Raw genomic sequence first — 16,424 nt, forward strand, 5'->3', positions numbered from 1 at the left:
GCGCAGCGCCCGCACGTAAACCCATGCTAGGGTCCCTCGCGACGTGCCCTTGGCCATTTGGAGGCCCTCAGATGAAATTCTCGAAGGCGTTGTTCCTACTGTGCGCATTTGCTCCGGCCGCGCACGCCGCGGAACCGGTGCAGGACAAAGCGCGGGCGGTGATGGCGGACCTGCAACGGGTGGTGACCCCCCGGGGCGTGCAGGAGAACTACACGGTTGAAATTGGTGGCATTCCGCAGTGGGTATATGTGCGTGGGCAGGACAGGGAAAATCCGATCCTGCTTTTCGTGCATGGCGGCCCCGCGGCCCCGATCCAGCCTACTGCCTGGCAGTTCCAGCGTCCCTTGGCGGAGTACTTCACCGTGGTCAATTGGGACCAGCGGGGTGCGGGCAGGACCTATCTGGCCTCCAAGCCCGAGGACGTCGCGCCGACCCTGGTGGTGGAACGTTACGTCGAGGACATCATCGAGCTGGCCGAACACCTCCGCACGCGTTACCACAAGCGCAAGGTGATCCTGGTCGCACACAGTTGGGGCACCATCATTGGCCTGAAAGCCGCGGCCAAGCGGCCCGACCTGTTCCACGCCTATGTGGGCGCCGGCCAGGTGATCGACGGGCATGCCAACGAGGGCATCAGCTTCGACTACGGCATGAAGCGCGCCCAGGCCGAGAACAACTTCGCCGCCATCAAGGAGATGGAAAGGATCGCGCCGTATCCCGGTAACCAGCCGATCACGCGCGATCGGGTGATCGTCGCGCGGAAGTGGCCTCAACATTACGGTGGCCTGACGGCATATCGCAGCGATTCCAACTTCTACTACCGTGGTGGCCAACTGTCGCCCGAGTACACGCAGGCGGACGTGGCGGCGGTGGACAAGGGCAGTGTGCTGACGGTGGACCGGGTGATGGATGCCGTACTCAACGCCAACCTGCAAACGGTGCGTGAGATGAAGCTGCCGGTGGTCATGTTCTACGGCCGGCATGACTACACCACGCCCACTGCGCCGGTGGCCAAATGGATGGCGAAGCTGCAGGCCCCCCTTAAGCGCGAGGTGTGGTTCGAACACTCCGCACACATGATGTTCTGGGAGGAGCCGGGCAAGCTGCTGTTGTCGCTGGTGGAACACGTGCGGCCCTTGGCGGACGAGCAGCCGTGATTGGGGCCTGGCCAGGGGGCGTGGCTGTTGGCTAATGACCCGGCCCCGTACTCAGCGCAGGACATTGCTGCGCTGGAACCACCCCAGCACGAAGTCCCGGAACACCCGTGCGCGCTCCGGCAGGTGTTCGCGGCTGGGGTACACCAGGGCCACCGGCATGGCGGGCATCTGCCACCCCGGTAGGACTTCGACCAGCCCATTGCGTGCAAGCTCGTCACGCACCAGGTAGCGCGGCAGCCGGGCGATGCCTTGGCCCAGCAGGGCTGCGCGGCGCAGGCCGATGAAGTGGTTGATCGCCAGGCTGCCTTGGATGGGCACGGTGATGCTCTCGGTTCCACGTTGCAGCAACCACTGCCCCTCGTCGTTGAAGTGGTTGTTGCGCAGGGCCTGCAGGGCGGACAGCTGTGCAGGTTCCCGCACGCCGTCGGGTGCGTGTGTGCCCAGGTAGGCCGGGCTGGCCACGATGGTTTCGCGCATCAGGCCCAGCGGCCGGGCCACCAGTGAGGGATCAATGGTTCGGGCCATGCGGATGGCGAAGTCGAAGCCTCCGCCAATGAGGTCGCGGGCGGCAATGCTGAGGTCCACGTCGAAGCGAACGGCCGGGTAGACAGCGCGGAAGTCCGCCAGCAGGTCCATCAGGAAGCCGTCGCCGAGCGAGGTGGGTGCGGTCAGCCGGATCAGGCCGTCGACCTCGGTGCGCACGGCCGAGACGGCGCGATCGGCGTCATCCAACGCATCGCGGGCCTGCCGCGCGTAATCGAGATAGAGCTGGCCCGCCTCGGTGAGTCCGACCCGGCGGGTGGTGCGGTGGAGGAGCTTGACGCCAAGCCCGGCCTCCAGGGCGCTCACCTGCTTGCTCACCTGGGCCTTGGAGACGCCCAGACGCTCGGCCGCACGGGTGAAACTGCCCGTCTCCACCACGGTGAGCAGGGCCAGGGCCTGGGGGAATCGATGGTTGTTTGTTTCCATGCAGGAAACAGATTAGCCACAAACGGCCCGATGATGGCAAGTAGAACGGCGTTTAGAGTGCCTGGAACGGCCAATGGGGTCGGCGAGGAGTCACGCAATGAAGATTCTCTTGGTGGGTGCCTTGGGCACCGTTGGCCGCGCGGTTGCGGCCGAACTGGGCGGCCGGCATGAGCTGGTGAGTGCCGGCCGACAGGCTGGCGACCTGCGCTTTGATCTGGCCGACGCCGCCAGTGTGCAGGCTGCCTTCCACCACCTGGGGCAGGTGGACGCCATCGTCTCGGCGGCAGGGCAGGTGGGCTGGGCGCCGTTGCTGGAAATGACGCCAGCGCAGTGGTCTTTCAGTGTGGCCAACAAATTGATGGGGCAGGTGAACCTGGCGCTGGTTGGCCATCGCTACTTGCGCGATGGCGGCTCGATCACGCTCACCAGTGGCGTGCTGATGCAGCAGCCCGTGGCCTACGGTGCCGCGGCCAGCCTGGCCAACGGGGGCATTGAGGGTTTCGTCCGCGCCGCCGCGGTCGAGCTCCCCCGAGGGCTGCGCATCAACGCGGTGAGCCCGGGGGTGTTGCTGGAATCCATGGCTGAGCTGGGTCCGTACTTCCGTGGCTTCCACCCGGTGCCCGGCGCCCGAGCTGCGCTCAGCTACGCGCGCTCAGTGGAGGGTGGGGAGACCGGCAAGGTGTACGAGGCGCATTGATTGGCGTGTGCGCGGGGCAACCAACACCTTGCAATCGTCATCCCTGTCGAGCACTACCCGGGCGAACGGGCCCGGCGGTGGCCGCGGGTGTCAACCAAACGCAGCGACCAGTGCTGGATAACGTTCGCCCAGCTGATCCTCGCGCCACGTCTTGCCGCGCGTGCGCAAGGTGCGTCCTCCAGGCGAGCAAGGCAGCGGCTCGCCAGTCGCCGCCTCGTGCGCGCGGTCGGCTACGTACTGCATTTCCTCCAGGAAGGCTGGCTCCTGCGCGAGCGCTGGAGCCAGCACCGCCGTGTCGGGGTGCGCTGGATCGAAGTCGCAGAGCGCGGCATGCACTGCCTGACCCCGGGAGATGGCCCACGCGCGGAAATCGGCGAACGCGTCGTCGCCGCAGCCGCCCTGGCTGATGTAGGCCAGCGCCCACACATCGTGATGGTTGAGGCGGGCCATCGCTTTGTCCAGACGGCGGTTGAACGCGCGTATCTGGGCGGGCGCGAAGCCGGACAGGCGCTCCGTCAGCGCCTCGATGAAGTCTGGGGTGTCTTCGGTGGTGGCGCGCGCTTCTTCGATAAGGGCCCAGAAAAGGACCTCGTCGATCCGACGGCGGTCGCGGACCGGCCGCGGGGCTGGTTTGCGCAAGGCCGCTGCATCGGCACGCATGGCTTGGGCCTGTGCGAGCTCAGTCTCCGCGCCCAACTGGCGCAGCCCCGCGATGTAGGTGTCCAAGCCGGCGAGCACGTAACGGTGGTGCCAAGCAGTCACACGCCGGCGGTTCGCGTAATGCGCCGGGTCGCGGGAGTTGAAGTCGGAGACGTCGACGGTGGCGAGTGATGTGGCGTCGATGCGGGGATCAGCGTACCAATGGAGCTTGTCGAGGCGTCGCCGCAGCACCCCTTTCCAGAGTCGGGCAAAGCGCCGGAGGTCCGCTGTCTGCAGAAGCTGCGCGGCAAGCGGGGCGATGAAATCGTCGCAGTTGCCCGAGTCCCAGTTGTAATGCACGAATGCGATCAGCGGGTCCAGGTGCCCACGGGCCATCCAGTCGTCGCGAACCTCGGCATAGGCAAGTTCCATTCGCGCTTCGTACGGCAGGCCGCTGCCTTGCAGTCGACCCATCGCGTCATTCAGGTCATCGAGGAACGGTGGGGGCATGGCGGCTCAAGGCTTCGGGAGGGACGGAGGCAGATCGGAGCCGGACGTGGTGGGGTCATCGCCCAGGATGATGCGCGCTCCCCGCTGGTAGCTCCAATAGGCCCACGCCCAATTGAGCAGCACCACCAGCCTGTTGCGGAAGCCGATCAGGAAGAACACGTGGGCGGCCAGCCAGAACCACCACGCGAGCAAGCCGGATAGCTTGAGTCGGCCGAAATCCACCACGGCGGCCATGCGCCCGATGGTGGCCAGGTTGCCGTAGTCGCGGTAGCCAAAGGGTGTGGCGGCCCGCCCGGCGAGGCGAGCGCGCAGCGCGTCGGCCACGTGTCGGCCCATCTGTTTGGCCGCCGGGGCCACGCCGGGAACGGGCTTGCCGTCGGTGACGACGGCCGCGAGGTCCCCGCCGACGAACACATGTGGGTGGCCGGGAACGCTCAGGTCGGGTTCGACCAGCACCCGGCCGGCACGGTCGAGGGGCACCCCCAGCGATCGTGCCAGCGGCGAGGCAGCCACGCCGGCCGCCCATACCACGGTCTTCGCCGGTATGAAGGTGTCGCCCAGTCGGTAACCCTCTGCGGTGATGGCACTGACGGGCACGCCCGTCGCCACCTCAACGCCAAGGCGTTCCAGTTGCGCGCGCGCCTTCGTCGATAGCGCCTCCGGGAACGACGCCAACACGCGTGGGCCCGCCTCGATCAGGCGCACGCGCGCCTGCGCCGGGTCGATGTGACGGAACTCGTTGGTCAGCGTGTGCCGGGCGATCTCCGCCAGCGTGCCGGCCAGTTCCACGCCGGTGGGACCACCGCCGACGATGGCGAAGTTGAGCCAGGCGGCGCGGCGTTCCGGGTCGGTCTCCGCCTCGGCGCGCTCGAAGGCCAGGAGCAGGTGGCGGCGCAGGTGCAGGGCGTCGTCCAGCGTCTTCAGACCGGGCGCATGGGCGGCCCACTCATCATGGCCGAAGTAGGCGTGCGTGGCTCCGGTGGCCAGCAGGACGTAGTCGAAGGTGATCGCGGTGCCGTCGGCGAGCGTGAGGGTCCTGCCCGCGGCATCGATCGAGCCCACTTCGGCCAATCGCACTTCCACGTTGCGCTGGTTGCGCAATATGTGACGCAGCGGTGCCGCAATATCCGGAGCTGAGAGGCCGGCAGTCGCCACCTGGTACAGCAGCGGCTGGAACAGATGGTGGTTGTGTCGGTCGATCAGCGTGATGCGCAGCGGGGCATCGGCCAGTGCGCGCGTCGCCCAGAGGCCGGCGAAGCCGCCGCCGATGATCACGAGGTGGGGGCGAGGATCCGTCATCGCAGAGCAGCCCGGCATGGGGATGCGCGTATTGTCGCCCATGCCGGGTGCGGACGGCAGGCCCGCCTGGCTCGGTCAGCGGTTCACCGCCGGCCCGTTGATGCTGAGGTAGCCATTGGCGCAGCCGGTGGTGCAGGTGGTGGCCAGCATGTTGTAGACGATGCGCCCCGCGTTGCTCTTGGAGCGGAAGTGGCCGATGCCGCTGCTGGTGTCGCCTCCGCCCATGTTGTACGGGCTGCCATCGGCCCAGTCCCAGTCGTAGGCGTAGGCGCTGCTGCCGAAGCCGATGTCCACCTGTGCCTTGACGTTGGTACCGCTGTTGAACAGTGCGCCGCTATTGCAGCCGGCTGCGTAGCTGGTGGTAAAGCAATGGACCTGGTCGTAGCTCCCGGCAGTGATGGTGTAGAAGTTGATGGTGGAAAACAGCGCGGGCATGGCGCGCAGGCTGTTGTTGCCACTGCCCGTCCACCGGTTGTAGCCGTAGCCGGCCACGCCGCTGCTTGGGTAGAAGCCGAAGGTGTAATAGTCATACGGCCACACGTAGGCTTCGGCGTTGCAGGTGGGCGCGTACGGCGACTGGTAGCCCGTCGAGTAGCACGTGTTGAGCCCGCGCAGGCCACCCCCGATATTGATGAAGCGGCGCACGTTGGCGTGGTAGCCGTGATAACGCAGCATCGCCAGCGCCATGCTCGAACCCATCGAGTGGCCGACGAGGTCGACCTGGCTGCGCCCGGTATAGGCCTTCACCTTGTCGATGAACGTCTTGAGGATCTGGTACTTCGCTGGCTCGTGGTAGTTGTACTGCGGCGTGTCGCGCTCCTCCGCGTCGAGGTAGGTCACGCCGAACAGCTCGCAGTCGTTGTAGCCCCGTGCCTTGAGTTCGTCGTAGACGGAGTTGGTCGGGGTGGTGTATCCGCTCACGTTGCCTGGTGGCATGTCCAGGCTGATGGCGCTGTCGCCATTGCCATGGATGAATACCACCGGCGTTCGCGTAGCGGAGCAATTGCCGCCGCCGAATCCACCGCTGCCCACGCCGGGGTTGAACCCGCCGGCATATTGGGTGGCCGCCCCGGTACAGGTGTAGCCGTTGTTGCTGCCGCACTCCAGTGCCTGTGCCGTGCCAGGGAACAAGAGTGACGCGAATCCAAGCAGTGGAAGCGCAAATGCCATTGTGGCAGAGGCGCACGACTTGGCGGAAACCTTTCGCAACGTGCTGCGGAACATGAGAGCCCTCCCCAGGGTGTCAGTTCGACTACGACGAAGTCCGATTGGTCTTTGATGCTCCGCCGCGCGTGGGACCGCGGCCATTGCCCAATGGGGCATGACGCACTGCCGCATGAAGCGGTCTCCTTTGTGTGCGATGCGGCACGTTTTCGTGTGAATAGGCTGATGCTGCTGCGCCGCAGATTGCGCCCCCGGAAAACATACGCTAGCGTCCGGTCCGCGATGACAGGGGTGGTTGGTCGGACCGGCCACCACATCGTGGAAGTGTTTCACCAGCTTTTTCGTCGGACGCGAGCGGGACATCACCCGCCGTGAATACCAGTCGAAGGGGATTTAGGATGAATACTCTGTTCCGTCGTGCGGCTACTCAGTGGCTGCCGGTGATATCGCTGTTGGCGCTGTCCGCGCCGACCCTCGCAAGCACCCTCAACCAGAACGTGTCGTGGACCATCGATCGCTCGGGCACGACCGCCAAGTACCGTGTCGTGGCTTATGGGGACTCCATCTATGCCGGCTATAACGGTTCCGTGAGCAACGCCGCGCGTTATTCGGCACCCACGGTGGACTCGGAGTACCTGTCAGCCCGATGGAATGCGGACATAGAGAGCATCCGCCGCGCCAAGTCGGGTGCGGTGGCGCAGGACGTCTACGAAAACAAGATCGTGGCCGAGCGCTCGTACATGCAGGCAACCTCCACCCGCGTGGTGACGTTTGAAATGTGCGGCAACGATGGCCTGCAGGCGCGCAGCAGCTTCAAAGGGCAGACCGGCACCTGCAATTACGGCGTGCTGGATGCCGCGGTCAACAGCTGCAAGGTGTACGTGGCCGCGGCCATGGATTACATCAACGCCAACGCACACCCCAACACGCGCCTGAAGGTCATCTCGAACCTGTATTACCCGGGCTACAACGCCGACAACGTGCAGAGCTCATGCAAGGACGCCACCACCGGGCAGACAGTCAACCTGCGTGATCGCTTCCTGCCGGCCATCACCCGGATGAACTACTGGATGTGCGAGTACGCGCGGCAGAAGGGCTTCCAGTGCACGGACAGCTTCGCGCAGTACATGGGCGGGGACTACGACAGCAACAACGACGGCCAGGTCGACTCCGATGCGCTGCGCTACGTGGCTGGTGAGAGCGAGGCCACGTATGTCAGCCGGATCACGGGCACGCTGAAAGCCACGCTGCGGGATGCGAACACCAAGTTCGTGACCTCCACCAGTTCGTATGACTACATCCAGTCCGACGATACCCATCCGACCTACACGGGCGGCACGGTGACGGCCGGCCTCTGGGGCGGCAGCACGGGCAGCGGTGCACCGCGCTATACGAGCTACACCAATGGCCGCAGCCCGATCTGGAACAGCTATGGACATGAGCGCATGGGCTGGGCACTGTCGGTCTACAACCCGGCCAGTCCGTAACGGCCGGGTCGAAGAGGACTGATCCGTGGCCGAGCGCCGTCCGCCGCACACCCCGCCGTCCGAGCCGGACGGTGACGGTGTGCGCGTGGTGTCCAAGCCGCGAGGCGTGCGGCGCGCGTGGGCGTGGTTGGCGCTGGTGATGGTTGTCGTGGTCGTGGGGGTCGCGGCGTGGTTCGTGCTGGGAGGATCGCCGGGCCAGGGGACAGGGGGCATGGAGCCGCCGCCGCCGGTCACCGAGGGCAATAGACCACCGACCGCCGCCGCGAGGCCCCGGGCCGTCGGGCCGACCCCCAATGCCTCCACCCAGGAGCCCGAACCCTTGCCCGGCAACGACCCCGATGACCTCGCCGCGTACTTCAAGCCAGGTGATCCCGAGCCCACCGGCGCCGAGGTGATCACGGCGCTGCAGGATGCGGGCGTCCGCACCGGACTGGGTGCATTCAACCCGCCAGGGACCAGTCCCCCGCTGGAAGGGCTTGCGGTCCCAGACGACTTCAAACTCCCTGATGGCTACGTCCGCCATCACCAGGTGACGGACGAAGGCGTGCCGATCGAACCGATCCTGATGTTCTCGCCTGACCTCACCCTGTACGACAAGAACGGCCGACCCATCCCGCTGCCTGAGAATCGCGTCGTGCCGCCCGAACTGGCACCACCGGGGCTGCCTCTGCGGCGCGTCCGGATCCCCAAGCCCTGATACTTACCAACGGAGTCCGCTGATTGGCCACGGATCGGTTGTCCTTGTCTCGCTGGCGGAATCCTGCCGGTCTTCTCGTCTCAGTCCTGCTGCTTGCCCTGTACGCCCGCGCCCCGCACGCTTGGGCATTGGGCTTTGTTGCGCTGGTGCCGTGGCTGCTCACGCTGAATGGCGTGCGCACGCTGCGCGGTTCGGTGGTCAGCGGCGCGGTGATCAGCGTGGCGTTCATGGCTGCTGTATTCAGCTGGTTTGGCGTTGCCATCGGCGCGTATACCGGCATGGGCGCAGGTGCGGCGACGGCGGTTTTGTTGCTCCTTGCGCCTTTGCTGCAATTGCAGTTCACCGTGTTCGCGCTGGTGCGGCACCTGGTGGGTCGGCGCCACGGACCAGTCCTGCGCGCCTTGGCGGCCGCATCGGCGTGGGTGGCCTGCGAATGGCTGGTGCCCAAGTTGTTGGGCGATACGCTGGGTCATGGGCTGTTCCCCTCGGCTACATTGCGGCAGGCCGCGGACCTCGGCGGCGCGGCGGGCCTGACCTTCCTGTTGTTGCTGGTAAACGAAGCCGTCGCAGTGGCGGTCGAGCGACGGGCCGCAGGCCCGCGGGCCCTGTTGCGGCCGCTGACCCTCGGATTGGCCATCGTGCTCGGCATGGCGTGGTATGGCATGGCGCGACTGGCCGTGCTGAGGGCGCCGTCGGGCGATCCCCCTCCCGCGCTGCGGATCGCCATGGTCCAGGCGAACATCACCGACTATGAGCGGCTGCGCCGCGAGCAGGGCACCTACGCCGTCGTGCGCCACGTGCTGGATACGCATTACGCGCTTTCGGTCTCGGCTGTCCGTGACCACGGTGCGGACGCACTGCTGTGGTCGGAGACCGTGTACCCGACCACGTTCGGCAGCCCGCGCAGCGAGGATGGTGCGGGGCTGGACCGCGAGATCCAGGGATTTGTGGACACGGTGGGCGTGCCTCTGGTGTTCGGCACCTACGACGTGGATGCCAACGGCGAGTACAACGCCGCCACGTTCCTGGAGCCAGGAAAGGGGCGGCTGGGCACCTACCGCAAGGCCAATCCCTTCCCGCTGACAGAATACGTCCCGCCCTGGCTGGATGCGTCGTGGTTGCGGCGCGTGCTGCCGTGGGCGGGCACGTGGCAACCCGGCGAAGGCGCGCGGGTGCTGCCACTGCGCAGCACCGACGGGCGGGAGGTCAACGTGGTTCCGTTGATCTGCCTGGACGATGTGCGCACTGGCCTCGCCATCGAAGGCGCACGACTGGGTGCGCAGGCCATTGTGGGCATGTCCAACGACTCCTGGTTCACCGGTCAGCCCGTCGGGGCCCGGTTGCACCTCGCAGTTGCTGCATTCCGCAGCATCGAGACGCGCTTGCCGCAGGTGCGCGTCACCACCAACGGCATGAGTGCGATCATCGATCCCACCGGCGAGGTGGTGGCCAGCACGCAGATGGGCCAGCAGGCTGTGCTTACCGCCTTCGTGGCCGCACAGGACGCACCAGCGACCCTGATGGTGCGCTGGGGCGATTGGGTCGGTCGCGCAGCAGCATGGTTCCTGATGGCGCTGTTGGTCGTAGCTGTCTTGCGAAGATTGCGCGGACGGGCAGGACCGGTTGTCGACGCTCCACTCGCGCTGGAGGCGGCAGTGCTGTCGCCGTCTTGGCGGGCCCTTGCGGCGGCATTGTGGCTGGGCGCTGGCGCGGGGTTGGTGTGGCTCGCGCTGGACATGGCGTTACGCGTGGGTTGGCAGGTGCAGTCACTGTCGCAACTGTGGCGTTTTGGGGGCGCCGTGGTCCTCCCGGCGTTGGCATCCTGGATGATCCTGCAAGCATTCAAGGCGCAGGTCCGCATCGAGGGCGAGGTGCTGGTACTCGACCAGCGGCGTTCCCGCATTGAAATCCCGCTTGCGTCCATCGGAGCGCTGCGGCCGTGGCGTATGCCGCTGCCCGGTAGTGGTGTCGATCTGGGCCTGGCCTCCGGTCGATGGCTGGCGCAGGGACTCGTGCTGGCGAGACCCCGACGTTTGGAGGACGCATTGGTGGCCGTCGGCCGCCGCGTCTCCGTCGACGACCCGATGGACGCGGCAATCGCGGGCTTTGTCGAGGCGCGGGCGTCGGCGAGACGTCCGCGCCTGGATAACCTGGTGGTCAAGTTCCTGATTTTTCCACTGCTGCCCGCGTTGGTGGCCTTCCGACTGCACCAGGTGATCGCCTTTGGAGGAACGTTTGGGGAGTACTACACGTACGGTGCCAGCGCATGGCTCACGGGACTGCTGATCTGGTGGGTCTCATGGTCCATTGGCCTGATGCTGTTGGCCGCGATGCTTCGCGTGCTGATCGAAGTCGTTTGCATGGTCGTGCACGCGTTGCAGCCGGCACGGGGCCCTGCCGTGCGTGATGCGCTGGAGTGGTTGGGGCGCGTGGTCTTCTACGTAGGCGTGCCGACGTGGCTGGTCTTGCGGCTGATTGCTTGAAGGTTCCCCGGCTACGTTTGGCGAGCGGGACCCAGTCCCCACTCGCGCACATTGACGCAAAAAAAAGGGCTGAACAGGCGGGAAATGCCTGATGACAGCGCTTCCCTTCCATATGAACGGGGCATTGTTGCGGCGCCGCGTGCTCGCGGCCTGAAAGGTCCCTAGCGTGCTCCGGGCGGAGGACTGCCCCGGCATTCCTCCGCTCGGAGCCGATCGGGGCGGCTTGGCACACGGGGAGTTGTGTGCCTGACGTTCGGGACAGGGGCATCGGGTCCTGGCAGTTCACGTTTCCTGCAGTCGCAATCCGCAAGTCGCATGGCGCCTGCCAGCGATGGCTGGCGCGTTCCAGGCGCCCAACCACATGGATCCGTACACAAGGAGTTCCCGTGAATCATCGAATCTCAGTCCTGTCACTGTCCATCGCCATCGGTCTGTCCGGTGTGTCGCTCGCCGCCTCGGCGGCGGATCTGCGTACCGTGTCCAAACCGGTAGAGGGTCAGTACATCGTCGTCCTGAAGGCACAGGCCGCGAGTCTGGCCGGCGAGTCCAGCCGCGCGGCACGCGTGGCAACCGTGGCCAGCAGCATGGCCTCGCAGCATCGCGTCAACCTGGTTCGGAGCTATGAACAGGTGCTGCGCGGTTTCGTCGCCCGCGCGGATGACGCCGCACTGGCGCGCCTGCTGGCCGATCCCCGCGTGGAGTACATCGAAGAGGATGGCGAGGTGCAGGCCAGCGCCACCCAGTCGGGTGCGACCTGGGGCATCGACCGAACCGACCAGCGCGATCTGCCGCTGAGCACCACCTACACGTACGACACAACGGCATCGTCCGTGCACGCCTACATCGTGGATACCGGCATCCTGGGCAACCACAACGATTTCGGCGGACGGGTGAGTGGTGGCTACACCGCCATCAGCGACGGCCGTGGCACCACGGACTGCAACGGCCACGGCACGCATGTGGCCGGCACCGTGGCGGGCGCGACATGGGGCATCGCGAAGGGCGCGCAGCTGCACCCGGTGCGCGTGCTCGATTGCGCGGGCTCGGGTACCAACTCCGGCGTGATCGCCGGCATGGACTGGGTAGCGAGCAACCACGTAAAGCCGGCCGTCGCCAACATGAGCCTGGGCGGAGGTGCATCGACCGCGGTGGATGACGCCGTGGCACGCATGTCCAACGCCGGTGTCACCGTCGTGGTCGCGGCGGGTAACGACAACAGCAACGCATGCAACTACTCGCCGGCGCGAGCGGCTTCGGCGATCACCGTGGGCTCGACCACCAGTACCGATGCGCGGTCGTCGTTCTCCAACTACGGCAGTTGCCTGGACATCTTCGGGCCGGGCTCTTCGATCACTTCGGCGTGGTACACCAGCACGACCGCGACCAACACCATCAGCGGCACGTCGATGGCCTCGCCGCATGTGGCGGGCGTCGCCGCGCTGTACCTGGCGGTGAACCCGAGTGCGACGCCCAGCCAGGTCACCACCGCGATCATCAATGCCGCCACGCCGAACAAGGTGACCAGCCCCGGCACCAGTTCGCCCAACCGGTTGCTGTATTCGTTCTTCGACGGCAGTACTCCGCCGCCGCCCCCGCCGCCGGGCCAGCTGACCAAGGGGGTCGCGGTGACCAACCTGTCGGCTTCGACAGGCAACTGGCTGCACTACACGATGGTGGTGCCGTCCGGCTCCACCAACCTGAGCTTCAACACCTCGGGCGGCACAGGTGATGCCGACATGTACGTGAAGTTCGGCAGCGCACCGACCGACAGCTCGTACGACTGTCGTCCGTATCTGTCCGGCAACACGGAAACGTGCAGCTTCGCCGCGCCGCAGGCAGGCACCTACTACGTCAGCTTGAAGGCGTACAGCAGCTTCAGTGGCGTCAGCTTGGTCGGCAACTACAGCACGGGGGGTGGCGGTGGTACGCAGACCTACACCAACGGCACGGACTACACCATCAGCGACAACGCCACGGTGGACAGCCCGATCGCGGTCTCCGGCCGTAGTGGCAACGCGCCGTCAACGACGTCGGTATCGGTGGATATCCGCCACACCTATGTCGGTGACCTGCGGGTGGACGTGGTTGCGCCGGACGGGTCGATCTACAACCTGCGCAACCGCTCGGGTGGCAGTGCCGACAACATCATCGCCACCTTCACGGTGAACCTGTCCAGCGAAGCGCTGAACGGCACCTGGAAGCTGCGGGTGAACGACAACGCCAACGCCGACACCGGCTACATCAACAGCTGGAGCATCACGTTCTAGGAAGTGACGTCCACTCGGACTGCAGGACCCCGGCCGCGTGCCGGGGTCCTTTCTGTTGCGGCGACGGGCTATTTCCGGAGGGCCTGGTAGGCATGCCAGCTTGCATGGCCCAGCACGGGATAGATGAGGATGAGCCCCACCATGGCCGTCAACAGGCCAATGGCGATAAGCAGCGTGATCAGCAATGCCCACTCGGCGCAGGCGACCGGGTGGGTGGCCACCGCGCGCAGACTGCCGCGCATCGACTCACCCGCAGTGGCATCCTGGTGCAGGATCAAAGGCACTGCGATGACCGAGATCGAGAAGCACGCAATGGCCAGCGCGCCGCCGATCACTGCCCAGGCGACCCATTGGCCGGATGACATCATTCGCAGCGCGTCGTCCCACAGTGACCTCTCCACGTTGGGCGCAATCGGCCCCAATGCGGTGTTGAGTACCCACGCGGACAAAAGCAACCAGGCCGCAGCGAGCGCCAGCAAGACCAAGGCCATGCGCTCCAAGGCGGCGCGGTGCGGGCCAAGGCCGCGCAGTGAGGTGTCGAAGGTGGGCGTCTCGCCGGCTTCAATTGCGCGTGAGGCCTCGACCAGTCCGGCGCCAAGGATGGGGCCGAGCAGCAGGAAGCCCGTCCCCGCTGCGGCGATGAAATACGGATGGTTGCCGAGTGCGAACACCAGCCAGGCCATGAGGGTGACCATCAGCCCGTAGGCCAGGCCCACGAATGGAACGCGGCGAACATCACGGAGCCCGAGTGACAGCCAGCGGAACGGTTCGCCCAAGGCAATGTGGGAGGTCCCGTGGCCAGGATGCGAGGGCATTGCGCCCGGATGCAGGGTCGTCATGGCGTCCTCCCAGAAGGACGGCGCGCGTCACCCGGAGTCGGCAGCGTCCACAGGGGCGTGCGGGGGTGGCGAGTCGCTGGTGATTTTATCACCGTGGCCACTACGCGGTGTTTGGGAAAGCAACAACCGCAACCGCGGAAACGTTAACTTTCCGCAATCCGGGCAGGTCTGGTGCTAGGCCACATGCAGCGGTATGAGCGAAGCCCGCAGGTCATTCTGTTCCAACAGTTGCCGCAGGCGCCGTTCGACCTGGGGCAGGTCTTCAAGCTGTTGCGAGGCATACAGCGAATAGATCGGCCGGTCGTCGGCCGCGCCCCGGCTCCGGCTGACGCTCACCTGCGCCGACTGGCAGGCGCGCGCCCACAGCGCTTGCAGCTGGGTGGGGCCGATGCTCTGGTGGCGGCTCAACGTGAATCGGAAGATCGCGATCTGGTGCTTCATTTGGTACGCGACCGGACAGGGTCAGGAGCGGAGTTGGGGGTCATCACCAGGTCGTCCAACTTCTTGAGCACACGGGTGGAGCCCAGTACCTCGATATGCCCCCCCGCTGCGTGGAACGCGGCCAGGTGGTCGGCGATGCGCTCGCTGGTGAGAGCGCGCGGCTCGGTTTCCTTGCGCTGGAAGACGCGGCTGGTGTTGGCTGGAGCTCGGGCCATGGGCGTTGGTCCTCAGTAGAGCGTCAAAGGGATGCCGCGTGCGCGGCTGTCGGCGTATTCGGCGCGCACATCCAGGCAATACGGCCCGGCCATGGCGAACTTTCGGCAGATCGCAGGGCGCGTGTCATAGATGGAGCAACTCATTCGGACGCCGTCGAGCGCGACGCACCAGCCGTCTTCACCACGCGCCATGACCAGAAGCCCGGCTGGGGTGCGCGTCGTCAGGTGCGCGGCCACGTTGTCCTCGGGCATCAGCACCACCGTCAGGCGGCAGCACACGGCATCGCAGGCGTCGCAACGCGCGGTTTCAGGCGCAGGGGACACGGTGTTGGCCTCATCGGCCGCCAACGGATTCGACGCTGGCATGGCCGGTGCAAAGGGGGACTTGGGGCTGGAAAGGCTGGGCAATGGCGCTCCCGGGGGGCGACACCCTCTACGAGGGTGGTGGCGCGTGAAGGGAAGCGAAGCCGGCGACAGGAAGTCGGGGGAGACGCGCAGAAGGGGCGCTGGTGCCCCCACAGCCTACACCAGCAGGGCCCCACAAGGATGAACGGGCTTCCTGTGCCGCTTGGGTTCAACCCCCATCAGCGGCGAATCGCCAGCACGCCGTCCAGCGCAAGCTGGGCCTTGAACCCGGCCTTCTCCAGCCGCTTGGCCACCTCACGGGGCACATCCCGCCCGCTCGTGAGCTTGTTGGGGCTGCCGGTGTAGTGGAAGAGGCGACCGCCCTTGCGCAGCACGCGCGCCAGCTGGTCGTAGAACGCCTGTGAATACAATTCGCCGGCGATGCCGAAACGCGGCGGATCGTGCAGCAGCACATCGAATGCGCCGTTGGGCAACTGACCGATGGCCTCCGAAACATCCGCGTGCGTCAACCGGAGGCGGCCACCGCTGTCGGTTGCGTCCGGATCAGGGGACCAGGGGTTGAGCGTGCGCAGCCAAAGCACGTCGGCGTTCCTTTCGAACGACTGGATATGGGCGGCACCCGCTTCGAGACAGCTCGCGGCGAAGTAGCCCAGGCCCCCGCAGGTATCCAGCACTGTCTTGCCCTGGGGCTGCACCAGCGCCACCTTGCGCCGCGCATCGTCGATGGGCGATTCCTTCGAAGTGGGCAGCATCTTGATGCCGTCGATCTCGAAAGTGGGCGCGCCCCACTCGGTAGGCACCAGCTTGATCAGCGAGCCGGCGTAACGTGAAGCGGGCGCGAACTCCTCACCGTCCCAGTAATAGAGCGTCCGATCCTTGAGCGTGGGCGCGTAGGGAAACGACTGGCCTCGCCACTGCCACGTGTCAGGACCAAGCACTGCGTCCCCGTCCGAGCGGCCAAGGTCGAGCGAACCGGTCCAGGTGTTGGCACCCGCATCGCGCGCGGCCAGGAGCGCCTGCGCGAGCGGTCGGGTGAGAAGGGGGCCGGTGCAATGCGGCACGGCGGTTGATCCGGTGGAAAGGGGTGCAGGGTACCGGAACCGCCGGGTTCCCCACAGGCGGGTCCCGTTGGACCGGGTCCAGTTGGATCAATGAAAACGGCGCCCGATGTCAACTCGGGCGCCGTTGGCTTCA

General features: G+C 66.3%; 15 protein-coding genes. 6 read left to right on the forward strand and 9 right to left on the reverse strand.

The window, feature by feature from the left end:
- The first annotated feature begins 71 nt into the window (after positions 1 to 71).
- Positions 72 to 1,157: an alpha/beta fold hydrolase gene (locus AC3ARF_RS05985; RefSeq protein ID WP_498931177.1), complete on the forward strand. Its 1,086-nt coding sequence runs from the start codon at positions 72 to 74 to the stop codon at positions 1,155 to 1,157.
- Positions 1,158 to 1,208: 51 nt separating this feature from the next.
- On the opposite strand, the gene AC3ARF_RS05990 is transcribed toward AC3ARF_RS05985, so the two are convergent.
- Positions 1,209 to 2,126 (reverse strand): LysR family transcriptional regulator, encoded by a 918-nt coding sequence (locus AC3ARF_RS05990; RefSeq protein WP_498931179.1) that lies wholly within the window; start codon positions 2,124 to 2,126, stop codon positions 1,209 to 1,211.
- Positions 2,127 to 2,223: 97 nt separating this feature from the next.
- Here AC3ARF_RS05990 and AC3ARF_RS05995 point away from each other — a divergent pair, with 97 nt between their 5' ends.
- Positions 2,224 to 2,823, forward strand: a complete 600-nt coding sequence (locus AC3ARF_RS05995; protein ID WP_498931181.1) for a short chain dehydrogenase — start codon at positions 2,224 to 2,226, stop codon at positions 2,821 to 2,823.
- Between the two features lie 90 nt (positions 2,824 to 2,913).
- Here AC3ARF_RS05995 and AC3ARF_RS06000 read toward each other — a convergent pair whose 3' ends face one another.
- The 3 genes from AC3ARF_RS06000 to phaZ7 form a co-directional block, all read right to left on the reverse strand.
- Positions 2,914 to 3,894 carry a DUF4240 domain-containing protein gene (locus tag AC3ARF_RS06000; protein ID WP_498931183.1) on the reverse strand — a complete coding sequence of 327 codons (981 nt, stop codon included), beginning with the start codon at positions 3,892 to 3,894 and terminating at the stop codon, positions 2,914 to 2,916.
- Between the two features lie 84 nt (positions 3,895 to 3,978).
- The gene (locus AC3ARF_RS06005; RefSeq protein WP_498931185.1) at positions 3,979 to 5,313 is read right to left on the reverse strand and encodes an NAD(P)/FAD-dependent oxidoreductase; all 1,335 of its coding nucleotides are present in this window, start codon (positions 5,311 to 5,313) and stop codon (positions 3,979 to 3,981) included.
- Positions 5,314 to 5,346: 33 nt separating this feature from the next.
- The gene (phaZ7, locus tag AC3ARF_RS06010) at positions 5,347 to 6,402 is read right to left on the reverse strand and encodes an extracellular native short-chain-length polyhydroxyalkanoate depolymerase PhaZ7 (RefSeq protein WP_498931186.1); all 1,056 of its coding nucleotides are present in this window, start codon (positions 6,400 to 6,402) and stop codon (positions 5,347 to 5,349) included.
- A 431-nt stretch (positions 6,403 to 6,833) separates the two neighbouring features.
- Here phaZ7 and AC3ARF_RS06015 point away from each other — a divergent pair, with 431 nt between their 5' ends.
- The 4 genes from AC3ARF_RS06015 to AC3ARF_RS06030 all read left to right on the forward strand — a co-directional run bounded on the left by AC3ARF_RS06015 (position 6,834) and on the right by AC3ARF_RS06030 (position 13,369).
- Positions 6,834 to 7,922, forward strand: coding sequence for an SGNH/GDSL hydrolase family protein (locus AC3ARF_RS06015; RefSeq protein ID WP_498931188.1), 1,089 nt, complete (start codon positions 6,834 to 6,836; stop codon positions 7,920 to 7,922).
- A gap of 25 nt (positions 7,923 to 7,947) precedes the next feature.
- The gene (locus tag AC3ARF_RS06020; protein WP_498931190.1) at positions 7,948 to 8,619 is read left to right on the forward strand and encodes a hypothetical protein; all 672 of its coding nucleotides are present in this window, start codon (positions 7,948 to 7,950) and stop codon (positions 8,617 to 8,619) included.
- 44 nt (positions 8,620 to 8,663) lie between these two features.
- Complete coding sequence (gene lnt, locus AC3ARF_RS06025; protein WP_498931192.1) at positions 8,664 to 11,102, forward strand: apolipoprotein N-acyltransferase; 2,439 nt, start codon at positions 8,664 to 8,666, stop codon at positions 11,100 to 11,102.
- Positions 11,103 to 11,488: 386 nt separating this feature from the next.
- The gene (locus AC3ARF_RS06030; protein ID WP_498931194.1) at positions 11,489 to 13,369 is read left to right on the forward strand and encodes a S8 family peptidase; all 1,881 of its coding nucleotides are present in this window, start codon (positions 11,489 to 11,491) and stop codon (positions 13,367 to 13,369) included.
- A gap of 68 nt (positions 13,370 to 13,437) precedes the next feature.
- Here the strand turns inward: AC3ARF_RS06030 and AC3ARF_RS06035 are convergent, their stop codons facing one another.
- The 5 genes from AC3ARF_RS06035 to AC3ARF_RS06055 all read right to left on the reverse strand — a co-directional run bounded on the left by AC3ARF_RS06035 (position 13,438) and on the right by AC3ARF_RS06055 (position 16,291).
- On the reverse strand, positions 13,438 to 14,208 hold the full coding sequence (locus AC3ARF_RS06035) for a DUF2189 domain-containing protein (RefSeq protein ID WP_498931196.1): 771 nt from the start codon (positions 14,206 to 14,208) through the stop codon (positions 13,438 to 13,440).
- Positions 14,209 to 14,382: 174 nt separating this feature from the next.
- Positions 14,383 to 14,649, reverse strand: a complete 267-nt coding sequence (locus AC3ARF_RS06040; RefSeq protein WP_498931198.1) for a hypothetical protein — start codon at positions 14,647 to 14,649, stop codon at positions 14,383 to 14,385.
- Positions 14,646 to 14,864, reverse strand: coding sequence for a hypothetical protein (locus AC3ARF_RS06045; protein WP_498931200.1), 219 nt, complete (start codon positions 14,862 to 14,864; stop codon positions 14,646 to 14,648). Before AC3ARF_RS06045 ends, AC3ARF_RS06040 begins: the two co-directional genes overlap by 4 nt.
- Before the next feature lie 12 nt (positions 14,865 to 14,876).
- Positions 14,877 to 15,230, reverse strand: a complete 354-nt coding sequence (locus tag AC3ARF_RS06050; RefSeq protein ID WP_498931202.1) for a YkgJ family cysteine cluster protein — start codon at positions 15,228 to 15,230, stop codon at positions 14,877 to 14,879.
- Positions 15,231 to 15,448: 218 nt separating this feature from the next.
- Entirely contained in the window at positions 15,449 to 16,291 is an 843-nt protein-coding gene (locus AC3ARF_RS06055; protein ID WP_498931204.1) for a class I SAM-dependent methyltransferase, read from the reverse strand.
- Between the last annotated feature and the right edge of the window lie 133 nt (positions 16,292 to 16,424).

Source organism: Lysobacter sp. KACC 24251 (genome assembly GCF_057747755.1).

Bases quoted from the DNA above. Each gene is read 5' to 3' on its own strand.
- AC3ARF_RS05985 (WP_498931177.1), top strand. From the start codon at position 72: ATGAAATTCTCGAAGGCGTTGTTCCTACTGTGCGCATTTGCTCCGGCC.
- AC3ARF_RS05990 (WP_498931179.1), bottom strand. From the start codon at position 2,126: ATGGAAACAAACAACCATCGATTCCCCCAGGCCCTGGCCCTGCTCACC.
- AC3ARF_RS05995 (WP_498931181.1), top strand. From the start codon at position 2,224: ATGAAGATTCTCTTGGTGGGTGCCTTGGGCACCGTTGGCCGCGCGGTT.
- AC3ARF_RS06000 (WP_498931183.1), bottom strand. From the start codon at position 3,894: ATGGAACTTGCCTATGCCGAGGTTCGCGACGACTGGATGGCCCGTGGG.
- AC3ARF_RS06005 (WP_498931185.1), bottom strand. From the start codon at position 5,313: ATGGGCGACAATACGCGCATCCCCATGCCGGGCTGCTCTGCGATGACG.
- AC3ARF_RS06015 (WP_498931188.1), top strand. From the start codon at position 6,834: ATGAATACTCTGTTCCGTCGTGCGGCTACTCAGTGGCTGCCGGTGATA.
- AC3ARF_RS06035 (WP_498931196.1), bottom strand. From the start codon at position 14,208: ATGACGACCCTGCATCCGGGCGCAATGCCCTCGCATCCTGGCCACGGG.
- AC3ARF_RS06040 (WP_498931198.1), bottom strand. From the start codon at position 14,649: ATGAAGCACCAGATCGCGATCTTCCGATTCACGTTGAGCCGCCACCAG.
- AC3ARF_RS06045 (WP_498931200.1), bottom strand. From the start codon at position 14,864: ATGGCCCGAGCTCCAGCCAACACCAGCCGCGTCTTCCAGCGCAAGGAA.
- AC3ARF_RS06050 (WP_498931202.1), bottom strand. From the start codon at position 15,230: ATGCCAGCGTCGAATCCGTTGGCGGCCGATGAGGCCAACACCGTGTCC.